The organism is Ruegeria sp. MALMAid1280, from assembly GCF_049195285.1.
Taxonomy (GTDB): domain Bacteria; phylum Pseudomonadota; class Alphaproteobacteria; order Rhodobacterales; family Rhodobacteraceae; genus Ruegeria.
Genome location: NZ_JBMIRT010000060.1, coordinates 1 through 20,313, shown reverse-complemented (window position 1 = coordinate 20,313; position 20,313 = coordinate 1). Strand labels below are relative to the sequence as shown.

General features: G+C 61.4%; 19 protein-coding genes and 1 pseudogene. 16 read left to right on the top strand and 4 right to left on the bottom strand.

Going from position 1 to position 20,313, the window contains the following annotated elements:
• Positions 1-70: 70 nt before the first annotated feature.
• From ACOQFT_RS22685 to ACOQFT_RS22670, 4 genes and pseudogenes are all read right to left on the bottom strand, one after another.
• The gene (locus ACOQFT_RS22685) at positions 71-1,039 is read right to left on the bottom strand and encodes a TAXI family TRAP transporter solute-binding subunit (protein WP_421600095.1); all 969 of its coding nucleotides are present in this window, start codon (positions 1,037-1,039) and stop codon (positions 71-73) included.
• Positions 1,040-1,149: 110 nt separating this feature from the next.
• Positions 1,150-2,130 (bottom strand): LacI family DNA-binding transcriptional regulator, encoded by a 981-nt coding sequence (locus ACOQFT_RS22680; RefSeq protein ID WP_194098517.1) that lies wholly within the window; start codon positions 2,128-2,130, stop codon positions 1,150-1,152.
• 42 nt (positions 2,131-2,172) lie between these two features.
• Positions 2,173-2,574: a hypothetical protein gene (locus tag ACOQFT_RS22675; RefSeq protein ID WP_421600094.1), complete on the bottom strand. Its 402-nt coding sequence runs from the start codon at positions 2,572-2,574 to the stop codon at positions 2,173-2,175.
• A 260-nt stretch (positions 2,575-2,834) separates the two neighbouring features.
• Positions 2,835-3,906 (bottom strand): annotated as a pseudogene (locus tag ACOQFT_RS22670) (hypothetical protein).
• A 226-nt stretch (positions 3,907-4,132) separates the two neighbouring features.
• Here ACOQFT_RS22670 and ACOQFT_RS22665 point away from each other — a divergent pair.
• The 16 genes from ACOQFT_RS22665 to ACOQFT_RS22590 form a co-directional block, all read left to right on the top strand.
• Positions 4,133-5,014 (top strand): recombinase family protein, encoded by an 882-nt coding sequence (locus tag ACOQFT_RS22665; protein ID WP_421600093.1) that lies wholly within the window; start codon positions 4,133-4,135, stop codon positions 5,012-5,014.
• A 134-nt stretch (positions 5,015-5,148) separates the two neighbouring features.
• Entirely contained in the window at positions 5,149-6,342 is a 1,194-nt protein-coding gene (gene repA / locus ACOQFT_RS22660; RefSeq protein ID WP_090525069.1) for a plasmid partitioning protein RepA, read from the top strand.
• Positions 6,326-7,255 carry a plasmid partitioning protein RepB gene (gene repB, locus ACOQFT_RS22655; protein WP_058243483.1) on the top strand — a complete coding sequence of 310 codons (930 nt, stop codon included), beginning with the start codon at positions 6,326-6,328 and terminating at the stop codon, positions 7,253-7,255. Before repA ends, repB begins: the two co-directional genes overlap by 17 nt.
• A 213-nt stretch (positions 7,256-7,468) precedes the next feature.
• Positions 7,469-8,680 carry a plasmid replication protein RepC gene (gene repC / locus ACOQFT_RS22650; protein WP_421600115.1) on the top strand — a complete coding sequence of 404 codons (1,212 nt, stop codon included), beginning with the start codon at positions 7,469-7,471 and terminating at the stop codon, positions 8,678-8,680.
• Between the two features lie 1,195 nt (positions 8,681-9,875).
• Positions 9,876-10,346 (top strand): hypothetical protein, encoded by a 471-nt coding sequence (locus ACOQFT_RS22645; RefSeq protein WP_421600092.1) that lies wholly within the window; start codon positions 9,876-9,878, stop codon positions 10,344-10,346.
• 40 nt (positions 10,347-10,386) lie between these two features.
• The gene (locus ACOQFT_RS22640; protein ID WP_421600091.1) at positions 10,387-11,325 is read left to right on the top strand and encodes an ArdC family protein; all 939 of its coding nucleotides are present in this window, start codon (positions 10,387-10,389) and stop codon (positions 11,323-11,325) included.
• A 23-nt stretch (positions 11,326-11,348) separates the two neighbouring features.
• The gene (locus tag ACOQFT_RS22635) at positions 11,349-11,558 is read left to right on the top strand and encodes a DUF6330 family protein (protein WP_421600090.1); all 210 of its coding nucleotides are present in this window, start codon (positions 11,349-11,351) and stop codon (positions 11,556-11,558) included.
• An 87-nt stretch (positions 11,559-11,645) separates the two neighbouring features.
• Positions 11,646-12,035: a DUF3768 domain-containing protein gene (locus tag ACOQFT_RS22630; protein ID WP_421600089.1), complete on the top strand. Its 390-nt coding sequence runs from the start codon at positions 11,646-11,648 to the stop codon at positions 12,033-12,035.
• A 156-nt stretch (positions 12,036-12,191) separates the two neighbouring features.
• On the top strand, positions 12,192-14,174 hold the full coding sequence (locus ACOQFT_RS22625) for a ParB N-terminal domain-containing protein (protein ID WP_421600088.1): 1,983 nt from the start codon (positions 12,192-12,194) through the stop codon (positions 14,172-14,174).
• A 76-nt stretch (positions 14,175-14,250) separates the two neighbouring features.
• Positions 14,251-14,844, top strand: coding sequence for a regulator (locus tag ACOQFT_RS22620; RefSeq protein ID WP_421600087.1), 594 nt, complete (start codon positions 14,251-14,253; stop codon positions 14,842-14,844).
• 102 nt (positions 14,845-14,946) lie between these two features.
• A complete protein-coding gene (locus tag ACOQFT_RS22615) occupies positions 14,947-15,600 on the top strand; it encodes a DUF6927 domain-containing protein (protein WP_421600086.1) in 654 nt (217 codons plus the stop codon).
• Positions 15,601-15,724: 124 nt separating this feature from the next.
• Positions 15,725-16,051, top strand: coding sequence for a type II toxin-antitoxin system PrlF family antitoxin (locus ACOQFT_RS22610; RefSeq protein ID WP_421600085.1), 327 nt, complete (start codon positions 15,725-15,727; stop codon positions 16,049-16,051).
• Entirely contained in the window at positions 16,048-16,566 is a 519-nt protein-coding gene (locus ACOQFT_RS22605) for a type II toxin-antitoxin system YhaV family toxin (protein WP_024099306.1), read from the top strand. Before ACOQFT_RS22610 ends, ACOQFT_RS22605 begins: the two co-directional genes overlap by 4 nt.
• Before the next feature lie 94 nt (positions 16,567-16,660).
• Positions 16,661-16,825 carry a hypothetical protein gene (locus tag ACOQFT_RS22600; RefSeq protein WP_009819683.1) on the top strand — a complete coding sequence of 55 codons (165 nt, stop codon included), beginning with the start codon at positions 16,661-16,663 and terminating at the stop codon, positions 16,823-16,825.
• Complete coding sequence (locus ACOQFT_RS22595; RefSeq protein WP_043754116.1) at positions 16,815-16,967, top strand: hypothetical protein; 153 nt, start codon at positions 16,815-16,817, stop codon at positions 16,965-16,967. Before ACOQFT_RS22600 ends, ACOQFT_RS22595 begins: the two co-directional genes overlap by 11 nt.
• A 102-nt stretch (positions 16,968-17,069) precedes the next feature.
• On the top strand, positions 17,070-20,313 hold a 3,244-nt coding region (locus ACOQFT_RS22590), incomplete at its 3' end, for a strawberry notch-like NTP hydrolase domain-containing protein (protein ID WP_421600084.1).

The window sequence follows — 20,313 nt, the reverse complement described above, 5'->3', positions numbered from 1 at the left end:
GCACCTTTCGGCAGAGGAAGGTCCGGGGCGGGGCAGCAGTAAGCAACCCCGCCCGCATCGATCGGTTGCGTTACTTGAGGTGGTCCGGCACCGTCAGGCCGATTTCCTCGTAATAGCGGATCGCGCCGGGGTGCAGCGGGCTGGTGGCATATTGCAGCGTCAGCTCCGGCAGGTTGTTGCCCTTGACCGCCGGGAAGGCCGCTTCCTGCTCTGCCATGTTCTCCATCACTGCCTTGGTGATGTCATAGGCGGTCTGCTCGTCCATCCCCGGCCGCGCAGAGACGCCGATCATGAAGCCCCAGACGGTGTAGGGACCGGAGTTCTCCATCTCGCCACCGGGCATCTCGACGATTGACAACTCCGGCAGGTTCTCACGGATCTTGGCCTCTTGGGCGTCATCAACACCAAGTACCTGCAGCGAGGTGAAGGCCGCGATATCGGTGGTCAGCGCGTCGAACGAAGTGCCGACCGCGCTCTTTACGAAACCTTCGGAACGATCGTCCTTGATCGCGTTGGCCAGTTCGCCATTGGTGCCCCGCACCCAGTCCGGGGTAATCTCGAGAAGCTCGAACACCTCGAGCGAGGTGGCCTCGGTCGAAGAGCCGCGCATGCCGGGACCGAATTTCTGCCCCTCGAGCCCGGCGAGCTCGGTGATCTCGGCATCGCGGCGCACCACCACGTTCTGCGGTGCCAGCGAATAGGCCCAGAGCAGCTTCGACTCGACCGGACGGCCGTCAAACGACTTCACCCCGTTATAGGCATGATAGAGCGTCGAGGTGGTGATCAGGCCGATGTCCAACTGGTCGCGCGCCATCCGCTTGAGGTTGTCGACCGTGGCGCCGGTTTCCACCACCGAGGCCTGATAGGCATCGGGATAGGCATTGTTCACGATCTTCGCCAGCGAGGCGAAATAGGCGTAGTGCGCGCTTTGCGAATTGGTCGCGCCGAAGGCGAGCCGGGTCTCCGCCGCTGCCGGCAGGCTGGCCGCCAGACCGGCCAGCGTGAGTGCCGCGGTCGAAAGCAATTTGGTCACTGTCATGTCGAACCTCCCTTGAACATGAATCGCCCGACAATCGGGCGTCTGTCATGGGAGGAGCCACAAAACCAGGCGTCGTTGCAAGACCTGCCAAGCTCTATGAAATTTTTTCATCAGCCGCTTTCGCGTTCCTGCATCGTGCCCTGAAGGACCCGGATATCCCCCGCCTCGAGTGTCGCCTCGGCGCTGGTGAGAATATCGACTGCCTGCCGCAGCATCCGCCTCAGCGGCTGGCGCACGGTGGTCAACCGATAGGCCTCCCAAGAGGCCATCGGGATGTCGTCGAAGCCGATCACGGCGATATCATCCGGCACCGAGACCCCCTTGACCCGGGCCGCGTCGAGAAGGCCTATGGCCATGATGTCATTGGCACAAAACACCGCGTCCGGCAGCGGTCTCCGGGCCAGAAGCTCCTGCCCGACGTCAAACGCCTGCTGGTAGTCGAAACCGCCGTCGTATTGCTCGTCAATCGCCGTGCCGGCCACTTCAAGGTGGTCGCGAAAACCGCGCATCCGCTCGAGATGGGTCGAGGTATCCCGCCGCCCGCCGACAAAGGCGATTCGTTGCCGCCCCTGGGCCAGGAACCGCTCTGCGATTTGCCGCGCCCCGCCGTAATTGTCGCAGCAGACCGCCATCATGCTGCTGTCGGACTGCACGCGGTTCAGCAGCACTGCCGGCATTCCGTGCGCCCGGCAAGAGCGCGCCAATTGCGAGGTCATCGTCGAGCTTGCCAGAATCACCCCTTCGGTACGGAAATCCAACACCTGCCGTATCATCGTGTCGACCTCGTCAGCGGACGACACCACATGCACGATGGCGCGAAGCCCGCGCTCCGGCAACTGCCGGACCAGCTCGTCCACAGTGCCCGGGTAGAACGGATTGTGCAGCTCGCTGACCACCAGCGCGATGGTGTTGGTAGATTGTTGCGAGAGCACCTTGTCGACACTGCTGACAAAGCCCAACTCGTCGGCGGCGGCGAAGATCGCCTTGCGCTTGGCCTCGGCAATCGAGGCGTCCGCCCGATAAGCCCGCGACACCGCCGAAACCGACACCCCGGCCCGTGCGGCCACATCCTTGGCGGTGATCTTTTTCATGCTTTCAGTCATATCCCTATTTCAACTGAGCGTGAAATGTTTTCAACCAAGCATCGCCTGTTTCCGCGTCGGCAGCTGTGGCAGGGCAATCCGATGCCGCCCGACGATCCAACGCGGGCCGCGACCCTCGGGAGAAACAGGGCCGCGGTTCAGGTATCGCTCATACGCTGACAGGAAGTTTTCCTTGGCAGAATGGCCGTCTACCTGAACTTTGGCAGTCAAATTCTGCGCGCGGCGTAGCGATTTTAACTGGCGCCGGACGCCTGCATGATGATCGCCTGCCATCCGGTCGACCTTGATGCTGACCGCGGCGTCGGGTTCCGCACCGCTCTCGTCCGCCGGCCCAGAGAATGGGGCGACGGCCCGGATGCGACGCTCGAGATGCTGGCCCCGGAATTGATGCCCTTGCCCACCACCCTGAAGCGCAGGCAAGTCTTGGGTCACACCCGGGGTTTTTGGTAGATTGCGAAGCATCCAGAGAACGGCCTTACCGTCCTACGCGTTCCGGATTGAGATCGGAAACCCGGCCGTTGCTTCCCCGAGGTCGGCTTTCATCAAACTGCAACCTGCATCTTGCACACGCGCCGAACTTCCGCTTTCCCGAAAGACTACCGAAGCTTTTGCAGCCGCAGCATGCGTCGGGTTTGGCTTGAAGAGCGGAAGACCTGTCTTGGCTTGGTTAGTATTGCGGCGACTGCGGTGCGTCAAACGGGCTTGACCGCGATCAGCGCCATTCTGTAGCGACCCTGCTGCGTCACCTCGTGGAACCGGCCTTTCTCTTCCATCCATGTTTCGTTGAACAGCTGCGCGACTTGCGCCGGTCAAGGTCTCAGCCATCGGGGCCGACACCAAAGGCCATTTGGTCAACACGGAGCGGAGAGCAGCCGGCGTGCGCCCGGAGAGCCGAGCCATCGCTGCGTCTGCCCGAGCCCCCCATGCGTCGATATCGTCCAGATGGCGCATCGCCGTCAGAACGGCACTGTTTAACCCATCCAGCCAGCAGGCCAAGCGCTCAATCGGCAAGCTGGAGGCACGCAGCCCCCCTGCCCCACCCATGGCCAGCGGCGCGAAGATGGCACCGCATCCCTCGCCGGCCGCGATCCTGGCTGCGGTGACGGCGGCTTCGATCTGATCGCCTTTGTGCCCGAGGCCGGCGAGGCGCCAGAGATGAAACCCCATGCAGGCGCTCGTGATCGGGTGGAGATCGGCCGCTGCCGTCATCACGTCACGCCATCCGCCCGCGCGATCATCGAAACGTTCGGCAATGTTCGCGAGCTTTTCGGGATCGCGGCGGTCCAGGAAGGCCGCCAGATCGGCCATCGGGCCCGGTCCTCCTGTCAGGCGACGCATGGCCCACCCGACCCGGGCAAAGGCATTTGAATCATCCCGCGCGCCCGACAGCCAAATGGACGTCCACAGCGCTAACCGATCAGAGCTCACTCGATCACCCGCGAACCAGCTGAGGTCGGCCGCCTCGATCAGAGCTAGCCGATGCCGCCAGCCTTCCGGGCCACGCAGCAGCCGATCATCCAGAGCTCCTAAGCGTCCAGCCACTCTTGCCAGTCGCGCAGCGTGAACGCCTTCTGCCTTTGCCCAGTCACCGATGACAGCAGTGTCTGGCGGTTCCGCCCGTGGCCCGGGAGGCAAATCATCCGGTTCTTCCTCGAGTGGCCCAGGCAGAAACCAGAGATGCTCTTCGTGAGCCTCTTCATCCTCCTCTATGGTGATGAGGGGATCGTTGAAATCATCAGTTAACGCGGATGCTTGGGGTTTCATATGTGCAAAATACTGTTCTTTTGCACATTACCCAAGTGATTTTGTGGCGGTTGCCTTTGCTCTTTATATAGTATGCGCGCGCGACTGCCGCTGGAACCTCTCAGATCGCGCTCAGCACTAGGAAACCAAGGGTTTTTGGACGAGCACGACGAGAGAGCACCTACTTGCATTCGTGTACAAACGGTCGTTTATTGGCAATATATTAAATTGCAAACGGCTCGGTTTCATGACCCTGATTGGCTATGCGCGCGTCTCCACCGAGGATCAGACCCCCCTGCCCCAGTCTGAGGCACTGCAGTCTGCGGGATGCGCCGAGATATTTGAAGAGCACGCTTCGGGCGGCAATCGCGCGCGACCGGTGCTGGCGCGCGTGATCGAACGCGTCCAGAGCGGCGATACGCTGGTCGTTGTGCGGATCGACCGGCTTGCGCGGTCTCTGTCGCACTTGCTGGAGGTGATCGAACGTCTGGAGGCCAAGGGAGCTTTCTTCCGCTCCCTGCAGGACCCCATCGACACCGCTTCCCCGCAGGGTAAATTCACATTGCAGGTTCTGGGCGCCGCGGCCGAGTTCGAGCGCGCGCTAATAAGAGAGCGCACAAAGGCCGGGCTTGCCTCTGCGCGCGCCAAAGGGCGCGTTGGTGGCAATCCTGGGCTACGCGCCAAGGATCCCGCTGCGCTGCGCAAGGTGCGGATGGCGCGACAGGACGGCTACATGGAGCGCCTCAACGAGACCGCGCAGGATTGGGTACCCCATGTGCGCCGCTTGCGGCCGGATATGGCTTGGGAAGACCTGCTGCGGATCATCAATGGCCCCCTGCCCCCAGATCGCCATTGGTCACAAAGCCGCCTGCTCCGCGCTGTGAAGGCATATGTGCGCGACGGGTTTCTACCAGATGCTGTGCTTGGCCGCGCCGGACGCCGCGAAACCGATGACCGCCTGCCGGCTATCGTGGCTGCCATCAAAGGCTCGGACCCCGAAATAACACTGCAGGCGATCTGCGACCGGCTGGAATCGATGCGTGAGCGCACCCCTCGAGGGCGCACCAGCTGGCAGCCGTCTTCGGTCAAAATGCTGCTTGAGCGTGCGGAAAAGTTGGGGCTCCTCTGAACACGACACTTGTGTTGGCCTAACAGATTGCCACTAAATCTAGAAAGTGCTTGCACGAATCTGGCTGCTCGGGCAATAGTCTCGAAAAATAACGCGCGGTCACATAAAAAACGCGCCCACGGATCGGGGCAGACATGAGCGAAGCAGAACAGGATCTAGATATCGCCATCGGGCACTACGCGGAACTTCTCGCGTCGAACCTGCATGCTCAGCGCGCTGCACACTTCCCACCAGATGCAAAGAAGGAGATGCGCACTTTGACCAGCGGCGAAGCTGCTGAGCTCCTTGGCGTCGACCATACCTATCTTCGGAAGCTTCATCGAGAAGGAAAGATCGTTGACGTCGAGACGACGGCTGGAAGTCATCGCCGCTATACGCTCGACGATATCTGGGAAATCCGACAGACGCTTGAAGGAAACGCAAAAAAGTCTGGAACTTACGTGCCTGGACGTCGCGACGGTGACGAGCTTCAAGTCATTTCAGTGGTGAACTTCAAGGGCGGGTCCGGCAAAACGACGACGTCTGCTCACCTCGCTCAGCGCTTGGCGCTCAAGGGGTACAGGGTTCTTGCGATCGATCTCGACCCCCAAGCATCTCTTTCGGCTCTTCACGGAATCCAGCCAGAACTCGACCTCATGGAGGGCGGAACCCTCTATGATGCCGTTCGCTATGACGATCCGGTTCCGATCGCCGAAGTGATCCGCAAGACCTACATCCGCGGCCTTGATCTTATCCCGGGCAACCTTGAACTCATGGAGTTCGAGCACGAGACGCCTGCTGCGATCCAGCGAGGCGGAGCGAAGGCGTTCTTCGCGAGAGTTCATGACGCACTCGATAGTGTTGAAGCGAACTACGACGTTGTTGTGATCGACTGTCCGCCGCAACTTGGTTTCTTGACAATGTCAGCACTTTCCGCGTCCTCGGGTGTGCTCGTGACGGTTCACCCGCAGATGCTTGACCTTATGTCGATGTCCCAATTCCTGCGAATGACTGCGGATCTCCTTGGAGTAATCAGGGATGCAGGCGCAAATCTGCGCTTCGATTGGCTTCGCTTCTTGCCAACGCGATACAAAGTCGGCGACGCGCCACAGACCGAAGTCATCGCCTTCATTCGCGGGCTCTTTGGGAGGTCGGTCCTGACCAATCACATGGTTGAGTCGACCGCAATTTCTGATGCCGGCTTGACCAAGCAAACGCTCTACGAAGCTGACAAGAAGGACTTCACGCGTCAGACGTTTGATCGTGCGATCGAATCTATGAACGCAGTGAACGATGAGATCGCTGAAATCATCCAGAACACATGGGGGCGGAATGGCAAGAAAGCCTAAACTTGGCCTGCCGCTGCAGACCCTTCGCAACGCTCCTGACGCTCTTGAAGGGCGCCGACTGCGTGGCGGTGTTTTTGAGATCGATCCAGCGCAGATTGTTACCGAAGGACGGTTGGATGACAGGCTTCAGATTGAAGTTGAGGGCCTGAAGAACTCTATTTCCAAGAACGGTCAGCGTGTGCCTGTCTTGGTCCGCCCACTGGAAGGCGATCGCTACAACCTGATCTATGGCCGCAGACGCTTGGAAGCATGTCGCGAACTCGGTATCAAAGTTCGAGCCATCGTCACAGAGGTTGAAGGTGATCAAGCGCTTCGAGATCAGCTTCTCGAGAACCAAGAGCGTCGTGATCTGAGCTTTATTGAACGTGCGCTTGTTGCGACGGCGCTTCTGGACGGCGACCATTTGGAAGGGGCTGAGCGCACCAATCGTGGTGTCGCCGAAGTCCTTAACCTCCACGAAGCTGGGGTTTCACAGCTCTTGAGTGTCGTTCGGACGGTCGGCGAGGATCTCATCCAGGCAATTGGTGCAGCTCCTGGGATTGGTCGCCCGAGATGGGAAGAGCTCAAAAAGGCTTTGGGTGCCTACGACGGTGATCGGGACCAGCTGCTAGCCATAGCTCACGCAGCCAAGTCCGAAAGTTCCGGCTCGGTCGATGAGGTTTCTGAGCGTGCGTTTCTCGCAGTTCTGGCAGCTGCGAAGAGCGCAGAGAAGAAAGCAAGCCCGTCTAGAAAGGGTGTGCCTGCTTTGGCCATCCCCGGTGTTGGAGCTGCGACGGTCAAGACCGGCCGCCAAGGCAAGCAGCTCAAACTTGATCTGACTACGGATGAACCTGATTTTATCAGCTGGTTGGAGGGCAACGCCCCAAAGCTGATTACCGAGCTTCATGAGCGCTGGAAGCGTTCAGGAGACTGAGGAAGAGCAACCAACAAGAAGGAGGCACGATACAGGCAAAAAGAAAAAGGCCCCGAGAAGCTAGCTTCACGAGACCTTTGTAAGGTTTCGCACCGGGATCAGCCCGCTACAAAATCTCAGTTTTCGCACTTCTGAATGTAGCGTTCTGGCCCCTACCCCGCAAGCGCAAAGCGATTCGCGGGCCCTAGAATTTTTGTCTTCGTGGACATTTTCATGGAGTACATACCAATCTCGCCGTTTATGCGGCCGATTTCGCACGCCCATTTGCGCGTCATTGAGCGACCCGAGGCATCTGTTCCAGCCAGACCCGTTAACAAGTGGGAACTCCTGCGCGAGCTCTCCAAGGCGCAAGCGGCCTTTGGGGTCTCGGAACGTGATCTGACGGTTTTGCAGGGGCTCCTCAGCTTCTTTCCGGACGATGCGCTTGGCGGGAATGCCGAGATGGTCGTCTTCCCCTCGAACAAGGCGATCTGTGAGCGCCTGAATGGTATGCCCTGCTCCACGATGCGTCGTCACCTCGCGCGACTTGTCGAGGCTGGCTTGCTCCAGCGGCGCGATAGCCCCAATGGGAAGCGCTACGTCCGTAAGCACGGCGAAGACCGCGTTGCCTTTGGCTTCGATCTTTCCCCGCTCTACTGTCAGTCCGAGGAGATTGCACGGGCCGCAGAGGCCGTACGTGAGGCTGAGGAGCGCGTCAGGCGCCTGAGAGAAGTCGTAAGCCTCATGCGCCGCGATCTCGCGGCCCTCGCCGAGTTCGGAGACGAGATGCAGCCAGGCCTAGGCTTCTGGGATCAGCTTCGCGACAGGGCTGCCCTCACGGCCCGCGCGCTTCGCCGCAAGCTTTCAGTTGAGGACCTCGCGGCCTATCGAGCCGACCTTGAAGCTCTCCTTGACCAGGCACGCAACATCATTGATGGCCCTGAAACAGAAGAAATGAACACCAGTGATGCCCAATCTGAGCGTCACCATCATAATTCAAATAAAGAATCTATAGATTTTGAACCTGCTTTAGAAAAAAGCGGGGTGGCGGCGGGTGTGCCAGATGTGGATACGAATGAGCCGGTGGCTGACGTTGATGAACAGGACACAAGACATCTGCCAAAGATCCCGCTCCACCTAGTGATAGCGGCATGCCCCTCGCTTAAGACCTTCTACCAAGGTGAGATCCGGCATTGGCATCAGCTTTTCGATGCGGCGTGCCATGTGCGGCCAGCCATGGGGATCAGTGCGTCTGCATGGGAAGAAGCACAGCGGTTCATGGGTCCGGAGCAAGCGTCGATCGTCGTTGCTGCGATGCTGGAACGCTTCGCCGACATAAGATCGCCTGGTGGATACTTGCGAGCTCTGACTACCAAAGCTGCGGCAGGCGAGTTTTCCTGTGGCCCAATGGTCATGGCATTGATTGGCCGGCGGAACGCGGCTTAACAGCTGTTAAACTCCGATCGCGTGCGGCTGGCATGGCATAACTTAACAGCTGTTAAGTAGGCTCTCGGCACACAAACGGTGTCTGAGAAAGAAAAGTTAGGGGGGTGAGGTATGGCGGTATTTGAGATCGTGAAAGTGGCTTTCGCCTTCGTCGCGGCGAAGATCTGATGACGAGGGCATCCCGATCACCATGGTGAAACCTCAGCTGGTGACCATCGCTGCTAGTAGCGCCAAGGCGGCTAGCGAAGAACATACAGATCGTTGCGCGCCTCCGCGGCCCCTGTCCTTTTCGATGTCTGAGATCTGATGATGAATACCCTAAATAACTGGCTCTACGCTATCCGGCGCCTGCTGACGGCGATTTGGGTCCTGGCCTCGGATATTCGCTTGGCCTTCATCGGTGCTAATACCTGAGAGGTAGGTTGTGGATGTCTGTTGCATGATATCGTGGCTACGGGCCGTAGCGCACAAGGAGCAGACGATCGATGGTTGCCAAAACCGTTTGACCAAGGGCTCGATCCTCGAACTCCCGCGCGCGGGGAAGGGGACCCCGTAACTTCTCAGTCACTTCGATAATGGCGACATGGCCAGCGAGGCAATCGGCTCCTCAAGCGCAGCAGCTGGTTGCCAGCGGTCCCGCGTTCCGCTGATTTGGTCGTATTGGACGACGAGGACATCGCAGAACAGCGGTTGCAACTCAATCTCTTGATTTCATGACACCCGAACTCTTCAAAAGAGTGCTTTGATGTTGGCTGCGGAATGATCTGATCCGTCCGATGGTGGAAAACGATTTAATAACAATAGGTTATTGCGTTTTTGGTATTCGCGATGAGAAATCATGCCCATAATAGCCTTCATCGAAATGGCTTCCCTTTCCAGGATGCCGATCCGCTACATCGACGGGAAGCCAAAGGATCAGCACGCTTTACGAAGAAGTTGGCAGTTGCGGGCCGATTGAGCGGTCTGGGCTATCTCGTGAAGAAGAAACCGCCACAGGTCTAGCCGATAGGCCCTGTGGAAGTTCTCATCCCGTCGTGCCAGTACAGTTCGGTGGAGGTTGGGTGTTTCATGGGTTTGGTTCACGAAAAGTAAAAGTGTTCTTCGGGTTTTGTGACTGACGGATGAGGGCCTTTGGGGTCCCTCAGATGGGTCCGGGCCGGATTCCGGTCTGTCTTTCCTGATGAAGGGCATTCCGATGCAAACAGGTGTCTTGCGCGTGTTACGCGCGACCGCTGCCTCGTGGTGGCGACACAAGGAACTACGCCGAACCGGCCAGACGGGCCAGGCACTGCAGCTCGAACGCCAGACCGTCCTGCGTGATCTCGGCTATCTGAAGCAGGCGGCGTTATTGCCAAACGCGCACGTGATCTGCGGAGAGGGCGGGACATTCATCCATCTTGGTTGGACCACCGTGTCGACCTTCGCGCCGATCGAGCGCTTTCCCTTGGCCACTCTTGCAGTCGCACGAAGGACCAAGTTCATCGATATCCGACCCGTCACCGATGTCATCGCCTTCGCGAACCTGCCGCGGGTGGCGCGGGACGGATCGATCGACCCTGAACCTTGCGGCCCTGGCAGGTCCGTCTCGCTGACCGCCTCCATCGACATGGTCGAAGCCCTCGGTGGCAGGATCGCCAACGATCCACGCCCCCGTCAGTCAACCTGATCACCACTCCCTCTCATCAACACTCGAAAGGAGGCCAGCCATGGCCCGATCCCCCACGCCCAAATTCGATGCCTCCGAGGTCATCACAAACGAAATCATCCGCATCATCGAGCGCGGCGTCCTGCCGTGGCGCAAGCCCTGGACCGCAGGCGGCAGCTCACGCCCCCTGCGCGTGGGCGGCGAACCCTACCAGGGGGTGAACAACTTCCTGCTGACGATGCGGACCGTGATGGCGGGCCACAGCTCTCCCTTCTGGATGACTCTGCCTCAGGCCAATGCGTTGGACGCAAAGGTCCGCAAGGGCGAGAAATCCTCTGTCGTCGTCTATTACGGCCAAAGCCGGAAAGACGCGGGCGGCGAGGACGACCGCAGCGATGGCGATGATCGCTCCGAGGAAGCCCGCATCTTCCGCTTCCAGAAATCCTACCGCGTGTTCAATGCCTGCCAGATCGATGGCCTGCCCGACAGCTTCTTCCCAGACCCGGAGCCCGCGCCCGAGCATCCGCCGTCCGAGCCCATCCCGCACATGCAGGCGTTTTTCGATGCCATCGACATCACGACCGTCTTCACGGGCACGGAGGCGTACTATTTGCCCCCCGTGGACAAGGTCTACATGCCATCCATCACGCGGTTCCAGGACCCGCGCAATTTCTACGGGGTCTGGGCGCATGAGCTGGCCCATGCCACGAAGGCCCGGCATCGACTGAACCGTGATTTCGGGTTCTCGAAGTTTGGCAACACCTCTTACGCGCGCGAGGAGATCGTCGCGGAATTGACCTCGGTGTTCCTGGGTCAGACGCTCGGCTTCACGGCGCATACGCTCGAGATGAATGCCGCCTACCTCCACAACTGGTTGCGCGTTCTTCGGTCGGACAAGGGTGCGATCTTCAAGCACGCCGCGGACGCGCAGCGCGCCTGCGACTATCTGATCGCCAGATCGGAGGTGGGCAGGGCAGGTCGCAGTGCCGAGGCCGCCTGACCACACGGGGAACGGAGACTCGCATGTCACGCAAGGAACCCAAGACGCTGCGGGTGGCCTGCTTCGAAGACGGCCGCCGCAAGATCATCACCTTCAAACGCGGTGCCTATTGGTGGAGCCCGTCCGAGGGCGCTTACCCGCTCTCGGCGGCACTCGAGAGCATCACGGACCAAGGCGGCTGGATCGAAACCATCCCCAACCCGAATTACAGACCCAAAGGGCTGTTCGGGTAGGGCGCCTTCGGCCTCGATTCATCCGCCAAGCGGAAAAGAAAAAGCGGGCTTTGGGAAGGGTGTTTCAACTTCTCAAAGGAGAGCCCTATGACCATCACTGCACAGCCCCAGACAGACTGCCCGGATCCAAGTGTGATCGCCGCGCAGAACGACGCATTCCGCAAGCTCGCCTGCCTCGGGGTTCCGCCCGCGCAGCCCATCCAGGGCCGCATGCACGTCACCCGCTCGCTCATGGAGGCCGGTGACGGCTTCATGGCCGAGGCGGTGAAGGCCACTGGTGAGTTTGCCACCTTCGAGCCCGAGAATGATCCCGAGGGTTGGCATGATTTCGGGGCGGTCGAGATCCGGGGTGAGACCGTGTTCTGGAAAGTGGATTTGTACGAGGCCGATTCCGACTTCCGCTACGGGGCCGAGACCCCGGGCAACCCCGCGACCACCATGCGCGTGCTGACCATCATGTTGGCGCGCGACTGGTAGGGCAGGGGGCTACCCCAAAGTGCCGGTCCGAAAACTCAAGGCCCACTCACCCCTCAAAGGGAGAGTGGGCCTTCTGTCGTTGTGATCCCCGAAGCCGGGGATTGGTCACGCGCGTAGACACGCGGGCCATACCTCACCCATCTGGAAGGATATCCCATGACCACAAGCTTTGCTCCCCTCACCGTCGCCATCGGCGATCTGATCCCGCATCCCGCCAATGTGCGCAGCAACTCGCCGGAAACTTATGACCCCGAGAACATCGCGCATCTGAAGGCCAGCATCGCTGTGCTGGGTCTGCTCCAACCGCTGCTCGTCCAGAAGCTCGACGGCAAATACGCTGTGCTCGCCGGCGGCCGACGCCATGCCGCGCTGAAGGAGCTGGTCGCGGACAAGGCCACCAAGGGGTTCACTGCGAAGACCAAGGTAGACTGCCGCCTCGTGCCGGAGGACTGTGACGTCACGACGGCGCTGTCGCTTGCCGAAAACATCACCCAGGCGCCGATGAACGCAATCGACGAGTTCGAGGCCTTCGCCCGGATGATGGAGGTCGACGGCCAGACGCCCGAGACGATCGCAAAGACCTTCGGCACCACGGTGGCCGCCGTGAAAGGCCGGTTGCGCTATGGCCTTATCCACCCCGACATCCGCACCGCGGCACGGGCCAAGACGATCACGCTCGACACGATGAAAGCCTTCGCCGAGCACCCGAGCCAGGCGGCGCAGCGCGAGGTCTATGAGGCGCTCACGAAAGACGGCGGCTATCTGCAGGCCTACACCGTTCGACAGGCGCTCAAATCCCGCGGTGTGCAGGTCAGTGACGATATCGGGGCTTTCGTGCGCGCGGACTACGAGGCGCGGGGCGGCGCTGTCGCGGCCGATCTTCTGGAAGAACATTCCGTGCTCGAGGATGCGGCGCTGGTCGAGACCATCTTGCTCGAGAAGCTCGGGGCTGCCGCCGAGGAGGCCCGCATAAGGCAGGGCTTTGCCTGGGCCGATGCGATGGTGCGCTATGATTACGCGACCATGGCCGACTACGGCCGCGTCTATCCCGGCCCGATCGAGCCGGATGAGGCCGCCCAGAAGCGCATCGAGGACATCACCGCCGAGCTTGATAAACTGCAGCTCGAGATGGAGGATGAGGGGCTCGAGGACGATGCCTACAATGCCCTTTACGACCGCGTCGACGCTCTGGAAGACGAAGCCCGCGATCTGCAGGAGGCCTACAGCGCCGAGGATCTCGCCCGCGCTGGTGTGATTGCGTCGTGGTCGGCCGGTAAGGTCACGCTCCATGTGGGCCTCGTCCGCCCGGAAGACACCGTGAAAGAGGAAGGCGCGCGCGACTCCTCGGCTAACCCGACCGGGGAGGAGGCCCCGGACGCCGGCGAGATCAGCTACCCGGCCTCACTGGCCGAGGATCTCAAGACCGAGCGGGCCATGGCGCTTGGGGCCGCGATGGCACTGCATCCCGAGGCCACGCTCGATCTGACGCTCTTCAAGCTAGTCAGTGATGTTCTGGCCAGCGGCATGAGTGCCACGCAGGCGATCAAGATCGATGCCCGCAAGGAATACCGCAGCCATGCCAAGATGGACGAGATCGACGAGACCTCGCTCGAGCAGGTGGCGGCGGCGCATGATGCGCTTGATCTGTGCTGGCTCGATGACGCCCGCGCGCCCGCCGATCAGTTCGCGGCGTTTCGCGCGCTCAATGCAGGGGAGAAGGCCAAGCTCGTGGCCTATGCCACGGCCAGCACCACGCAGTCCTGCTTCGCGCGGGACCGCCAGCGCGACAGCCTGATGCATGCGTTCGAGATCGAGATCATGCCTGACATTCGCGCCCACTGGACGCCGAATGCGGCGCTCTTCAACCGCTTCAAGAAGGCCTGGCTCCTGAAGATCCTCGGCGAGGATCTGGGTCTCGCCCAGGAGGCGGTGACGCTGGCCTCGTCCAGCAAGAAGGAGATCGTCGCCTTTTGCGACAAGCTCTTCGCCGAGCCCTTCGCCACACTCACGGACGCGCAGCGCGCTGCCGTGGCCGCCTGGTGCCCGCCGATGATGCAGACCGCCGGTGTCGCCTGTGATGAGGCGGAGCCTGCTGCGGAAACCCCGGAGCCTGACAGCGAGGTCCCGCAAGCGGCCTGAGTCCTCACGCGACCCGCGCGTGGATCATGCCACCCGCGCGGGTCGACCCTTCCAAACCGAACAGAAAGACATCCCCATGGCTATTCTCAAGTTCTCTGCGTCCGCTGTCGCGGCGCAAATCGCCCATGCGCGCGCCTGCAAAACCTTCCTGCCCAACTGGAACGGACCCGTGGACAGGCCCGCCCTGATCCTCATCGTCGGCAATGGTGTGCATCTGCGCTCAAACGGCATCGATGGCACGACCACCCGCATCGTCACCACCGAACAGGCCGATCCGTCCTTCGCCTTCGCCGAAGGCATGAACCCGTTTCGGGACACCGACTGGATGGCGCAGCGCCGCATGGCGTTTCGCGATCTGACCGGCCAGTTCTACACCGACATCCTGGATGACGTGCAGGTGCTCATCGACCGGGGGCGGGGGGCCATCCGGCTCGCCACCGACGGCCACAGCATCCGCGTCTTCGTGCGCCGGGCTTCGGACTATCTCATCGGCGGGACCTACGAAGTGCCCTCGGGCATCGGCGGCACCTTCCGGGTCATCCTCAAGGATGCCTGCGACACCTGCGCGATCGTGCAGAACTGCGGCAATTGCGAGGATTTCGACGCCATGCAGCCCTACCGCGTGCCGCTCGATGCCCTGATGGAAATCGATGACCGGAGGGTGGCGTAACGCGCCCATTCTCAAACACGCATCGCTAATACCCTGCCGGGCCTGCGGCCCTCTCGGGACATTGGCGACAACAATTTCCCCAGTGACAGAAAGGACTCTGAGATGGGTTGGCTCTTCTACACCGACGGCCGCGTCAAATCCTACGTGGATGAGAAAGCGGAAATCGCCCGGCTCTGCACCTTCGAGGGCGAAAGGCGCAGAACCGAACTGATCAAGGCCTGCAAGGTGGGCTCCACCTGGTATGCGGCGGCAAGGGTCACAAGTATCGATGGCTCGCCGGTCGAGGACACGACCTATGTGACCGATGCGGATGGCTCCATCACTTTCGGGGCTGTCTTCCTCACCCGATACGATGACGGCTGCTGGGGCTACAAGGACATGGAGGAAAGCGCTGGCCCGAACGAGTCTCGTGCTCCCCTTGGGCTGATCGCGCTCCTCTCCGACCTGAAAGACCCGGACAGCTACGCCCAGGACTGGCGCCAGCGCTGCCGGGACTGGGCTTCGATCCCTGACTACGAGGAAGGCGACAAGATCAGGCTCGCCACGCCCGTAACGCTCACCGATGGCAGCACCTGCCAGATCGTCACCGCGACGCACTACAGGCGTGGGCGGCAAAAACGCCGCTGCTACCGCATCGAGGAAACCGGCGGGCTCGTGCGGCTCTCAAGGGCCTCGCTTGCGGGTTCGGAGCTGCTCAGTTCCGCGAAGGGTGCGGCCAGTCCTGTGCTGGCGGAGTATCTCGCGGGGCGAGAATAGGTGCTGCGCCGGACAGTTCATCGACCTGCCGGCGACAGCAGATCCTGCGGCTTGTCTTGACAAGGCAATGCAAATGCATTACCTATCGCGGGCAGCAAAGACTCTTTTCTTTCAGGAGACAGCCATGACAGCGCTCGTACAAGATGTCTCGAAACTCACGGATCGCTATCAGACGACCGTGCCGGCGGGCGTGCGCAAACAGCTCAAGCTGGGCAAGGGCGACCAGATTCGTTACTGCACCGAGCCAAGTGGCAGGGTCTATATCGAGCCCGTGCGCAGCGACGAGGATGATCCTGCGCTCGGCGCCTTTCTTGATTTTGTCGAGGCCGATATCAAGGCGCATCCGGACCGCATTCGGGCTTTCGATGGGGCTTTGCATGACCGTCTTGCAGCACTGGTCGGAGACGTTGATGTCGATCTCGATGCGCCGCTATCGCTCGAGGATGAATGAGCGGCGATAGCGTGCCCGCCCAAGCGCCCCTTGTCGTGAATGGATGGTCGATTTATGCGCACCCACTCTTTCTGGACCAGCTCGAAGGGCTGGTCGAGGAGGTAGAGGCGCGTAAGGCTCGCGATCCCAAGACCTGGCACAAGAAAAACCCGACGAAACGGCTGGCCGCCATCTTCAAGCTGGTCACCGAGGCCATACCTGCAGATCCGGGTGCCGCCGCCTTCCGGCAAGGCGGCACACTCGGCGATCACCGCAAGCACTGGTTCCGGGCGAAATTCTTCCAGCAGTATCGGCTGTTCTACCGGTTCAACAGCGATGCGAAGGTCATCGTGGTGGCATGGGTGAACGACGACAAGACCCTGCGCGCCTATGGCAGCAAGACGGATGCCTATGCGACGTTCAAAGGGATGCTGGAAGATGGCAACCCACCTGACAATTTCGACGCGCTCTTGAAAGAAGCTGCAGCGGCAGGCAAGCGGTTCGAGAAATCCCTTGAAGCGGTGCCCGATCGGTAAGTGGGCCAGCTTGCTATGACCCTTTGGCATTATCATTTACGACGCCACGCTCGAAGATGTAGCATCGGCTGATAATGCGGTCGGAGAAAGCACAATGAATGAGACGGAAAAGGATAGGCAGCACCTCGGTCTAGAGGAGCAATGCGCGCCTGACCTGACGGGGCACCGTTTCCCAATTGCTGTGCGCGTTGCAGACATGCCCGATGACCTCGGCAAGCTGCTGGATATCGGGCTCGAGGAGCATTTCCGTGGCCGCTGAAGCGAATTCTTATGACACGTGGTTTTGCGCGCAGGTGCAGGCCGCGCTGGAGGATGCACGCTCGGGAACATCTCAGGTTCAGGTGATGCAGGCCGCACAGGCATTGATTGATGCGAAGCGGCAGGTCGAACCCAAGTCCTGACCAAGCCTTTGAGGTCGGCGCGGTCTGACTACGTCACCCTGAAAAGCGAAAGCGGGCTTTTTGTCCTTTGGAACTCAGACCCTGATCCAAAGGAAAATCCCCATGTCCAAACCCAGAACGGCCAACCCGGCTCTCGCAATCTCCGAAGCCGATCTCGCCTCTGCCCTCGCGCAAATCGGCACGGAGGTCGATGACCAGCCCCTGCGCAGTTCAGCGCTCGCGCGTATCATGCGCGAGACGTTTCATGGCAGCGATGCCGGTGGCGCCTGGGACTGGCGCATGGCCTATGACATGATGCAGGCAGCGGCTGTCCAGGTGCTGCTGCGTGGGAACGGCGCGGCAGGTGACACCGCCGCTGCAAGGCTACTTGCCTCACGGCTCCTGACGGAAACCCGCCGGTCAGAGCAGCAGATCCGGCTACAGCAGTTTTCCACGCCGCTGCCATTCGCGGCGCTGGTTTTGCGGGCCGCGGCGATCCGCAAGGGCGAGACCGTTCTGGAGCCCTCGGCGGGCACCGGTGCCCTGGCTGCTTTCGCCGCCCGGGCCGGTGCCACGCTTCTGCTCAACGAGATCGACCCCTTTCGCCAGCGCCTCCTGCGCGCGGTTTTCGGCGGCGAGGTCACAGGCCATGACGGCGAGCATATCGATGATCTGCTGCAGACGCCGGTTCTACCCGAGGTCGTGGTGATGAACCCGCCCTTCGCCTCCTCGGTCGATCGCTCCCGAGACAAGCACATCGCCGCCAAGCATCTCATCGCGGCTGCAAAGCGTCTCGCGCCCGGCGGGCGGCTTGTGGCGATCATGCCGCAGGGGTTCACGCCCGAACGCGATGCCGCGCATTGGTCCCGCGCCTGCGGTCTCCTGACGCCGCGATTGGCGCTGACGATGCCGGGACAGGTCTATCGCAAGCTCGGCACCTCTGTCGAAACCCAGCTGATGGTCTTCGACAAGGTGCAGGAGGACGGCGAAATGATCCGCGCCAGTGTCCGGGACTTGGATGAAGCCCTTCCTTTTGTCGACGCAGTTGCCGCGACCCGGCCCGAGATGCGCCCCGTCCAACGGGCTGAAGCGATCCCTCATGCGCGACCGATCGTTCCATCATCTGCCCCGCGCAAGACCGCTGCTGCGCCTGTCGCCGCCTCCAAATCTCGGGCCAATGCCGTTGTCCCGCTCACTTTCAAGAGCCTCGATATCCCGCGCGACAACACGCCCATCTCGGACATCTATGCGCGCTACCGTCCGCAGCGGATCGAGATCGCGGGTGCGCAAGAACATCCCACGCCGCTCGTCGAGAGCATCGCCATGGCCTCGGTTGCCCCGCCCATGCCCTCAAACACGGGCAGTGATGACTTGCGCCTGCCCGCACGGTTGATCGAGGAGGGACATCTCTCCGAGGCGCAGCTGGAAACCATCATCATGGCGCATGACGCCCATGGGCGCGACCTGCCGGGTCGGTTCGCGATCGATGACGACCAGACCAAGCTGACGCGCGCCGATGATGATCCCGATGCACGGGCCTATCGACTTGGCTATTTCCTCGGGGACGGCACCGGTTGTGGCAAGGGCCGCGAATGCGCGGGGCTCATTCTCGTGAACTGGCTGGCCGGGCGCAGAAAGGCGATCTGGGTCTCCAAATCCGCCACGCTAATTGAAGACGCCATCCGCGACTGGACCGATCTCGGCGGCTCGCCTGCCGACATTCAGCCACTTTCCAAATGGAAACCGGATCAGCCCGTCCCGATGGGCGACGGAATCCTCTTCGTCACCTACGCCACGCTGCGGTCCGCGGGTAAATGCGGTACCACGCGACTGAGCCAGATCCTCGAGTGGATGGGTGAAGACTTCGACGGCGTCCTCGCTTTTGATGAGGCCCATGCCATGCAGAACGCGGCAGGGTCCGAGCAGGGCAGGGGGGTCAAACCCTCCCAGCAGGGCCTTGCTGGCCTGCGGCTGCAACTGGCAGCACCCCGCGCTCGCGTCTTCTATATCTCGGCTACGGGCGCCACGAGCGTGCACAACCTGGCCTATGCCGCGCGTCTCGGTCTCTGGGGACAAGGCCCCGAATACCCCTTCCCGAGCCGCGAGAGTTTCGTCTCGGCGATGGAAGCCGGCGGCGTTGCCGCCATGGAGGTGGTCGCACGCGATCTCAAGACGCTCGGGCTCTATACGGCCCGCGCCCTCAGCTTCGACGGCGTGGAATATGACGTGCTCGAGCACGCGCTCACCGCAGCCCAGATCAAGATCTACGATGCATACGCGGGCGCGTTCCGCACGATCCACCACAATCTCGAGGCGGCGCTGACTGCGACTGGCGTCAACGATGCCTCGGGCGAGACCAATGCGTCTGCCGCACGCGCCTCGGCCAAGTCCCGCTTCGAGAGCACGAAACAGCGCTTCTTCAACCATCTCTTGATGGGCATGAAGGCTCCAAGCATTATCCGCGCGATCAAGGACGATCTGGCAGCGGGCAAGGCTTGCGTCATCCAGGTGGTCTCGACGGGTGAGAGCCTGCTGAAACGCCGGCTTGAGGCGATGAACCCGGAGGATGAACTCGTCGAGGGTGCCTTGACGCCGCGCGACTATGTTCTGGGATACCTCGAACAGGCCTTCCCGATTCATGCGCAAAAGCTCGTGGAGATCGACGGCAACATGGTCGCGGAACCCTTGCGGGATGAGACCGGCGCGCTGGTCGTCTCGCGCGAGGCGCTCGCCCTACGCGACGCGGCCATGATGGAGTTGATGACGCTCGCCCCGATCCCCTCGGCGCTCGATCAGATCCTCTGGGCCTTTGGCGACGAGGCCGTGGCAGAAGTCACGGGGCGGTCCATCCGACCCCTCAAGGCCGAGGATGGTCATCTCTTCATCGAGAAGCGCAGCGCCAGCAGCAATTCGTCCGAGACCCAAGCCTTCATGGACGGCGAAAAGGATATCCTGATCTTCTCCGATGCGGGCGGTACGGGCCGGTCGTATCATGCGGCGCAAACCGCGAAGAACCAGAAACGGCGGCGGCACTACCTGCTGGAGCCCGGCTGGCGCGCCGATGCGGCCATCCAGGGGCTGGGCCGTACGCATCGCTCGGCCCAGGTAAGCGCGCCCTTCTTCCGAGTCTGCACCTCAGATGTGCATGGCGAAAAGCGTTTCACCTCGACTATAGCCAAGCGCCTCGACCAGCTAGGGGCCTTGACCAAGGGTCAGCGCGAGACCGGCTCGCAAGGCATGTTCCGCGAGGAGGACAATCTCGAAAGCCCGATCGCACGGGCGGCTCTGCGTGGGTATTTCGCCGATCTTGCCGCCGGGCGCGCTGAGGCGATGAGCTACGAGAGCTTCACCGACTGGACGGCCCTGC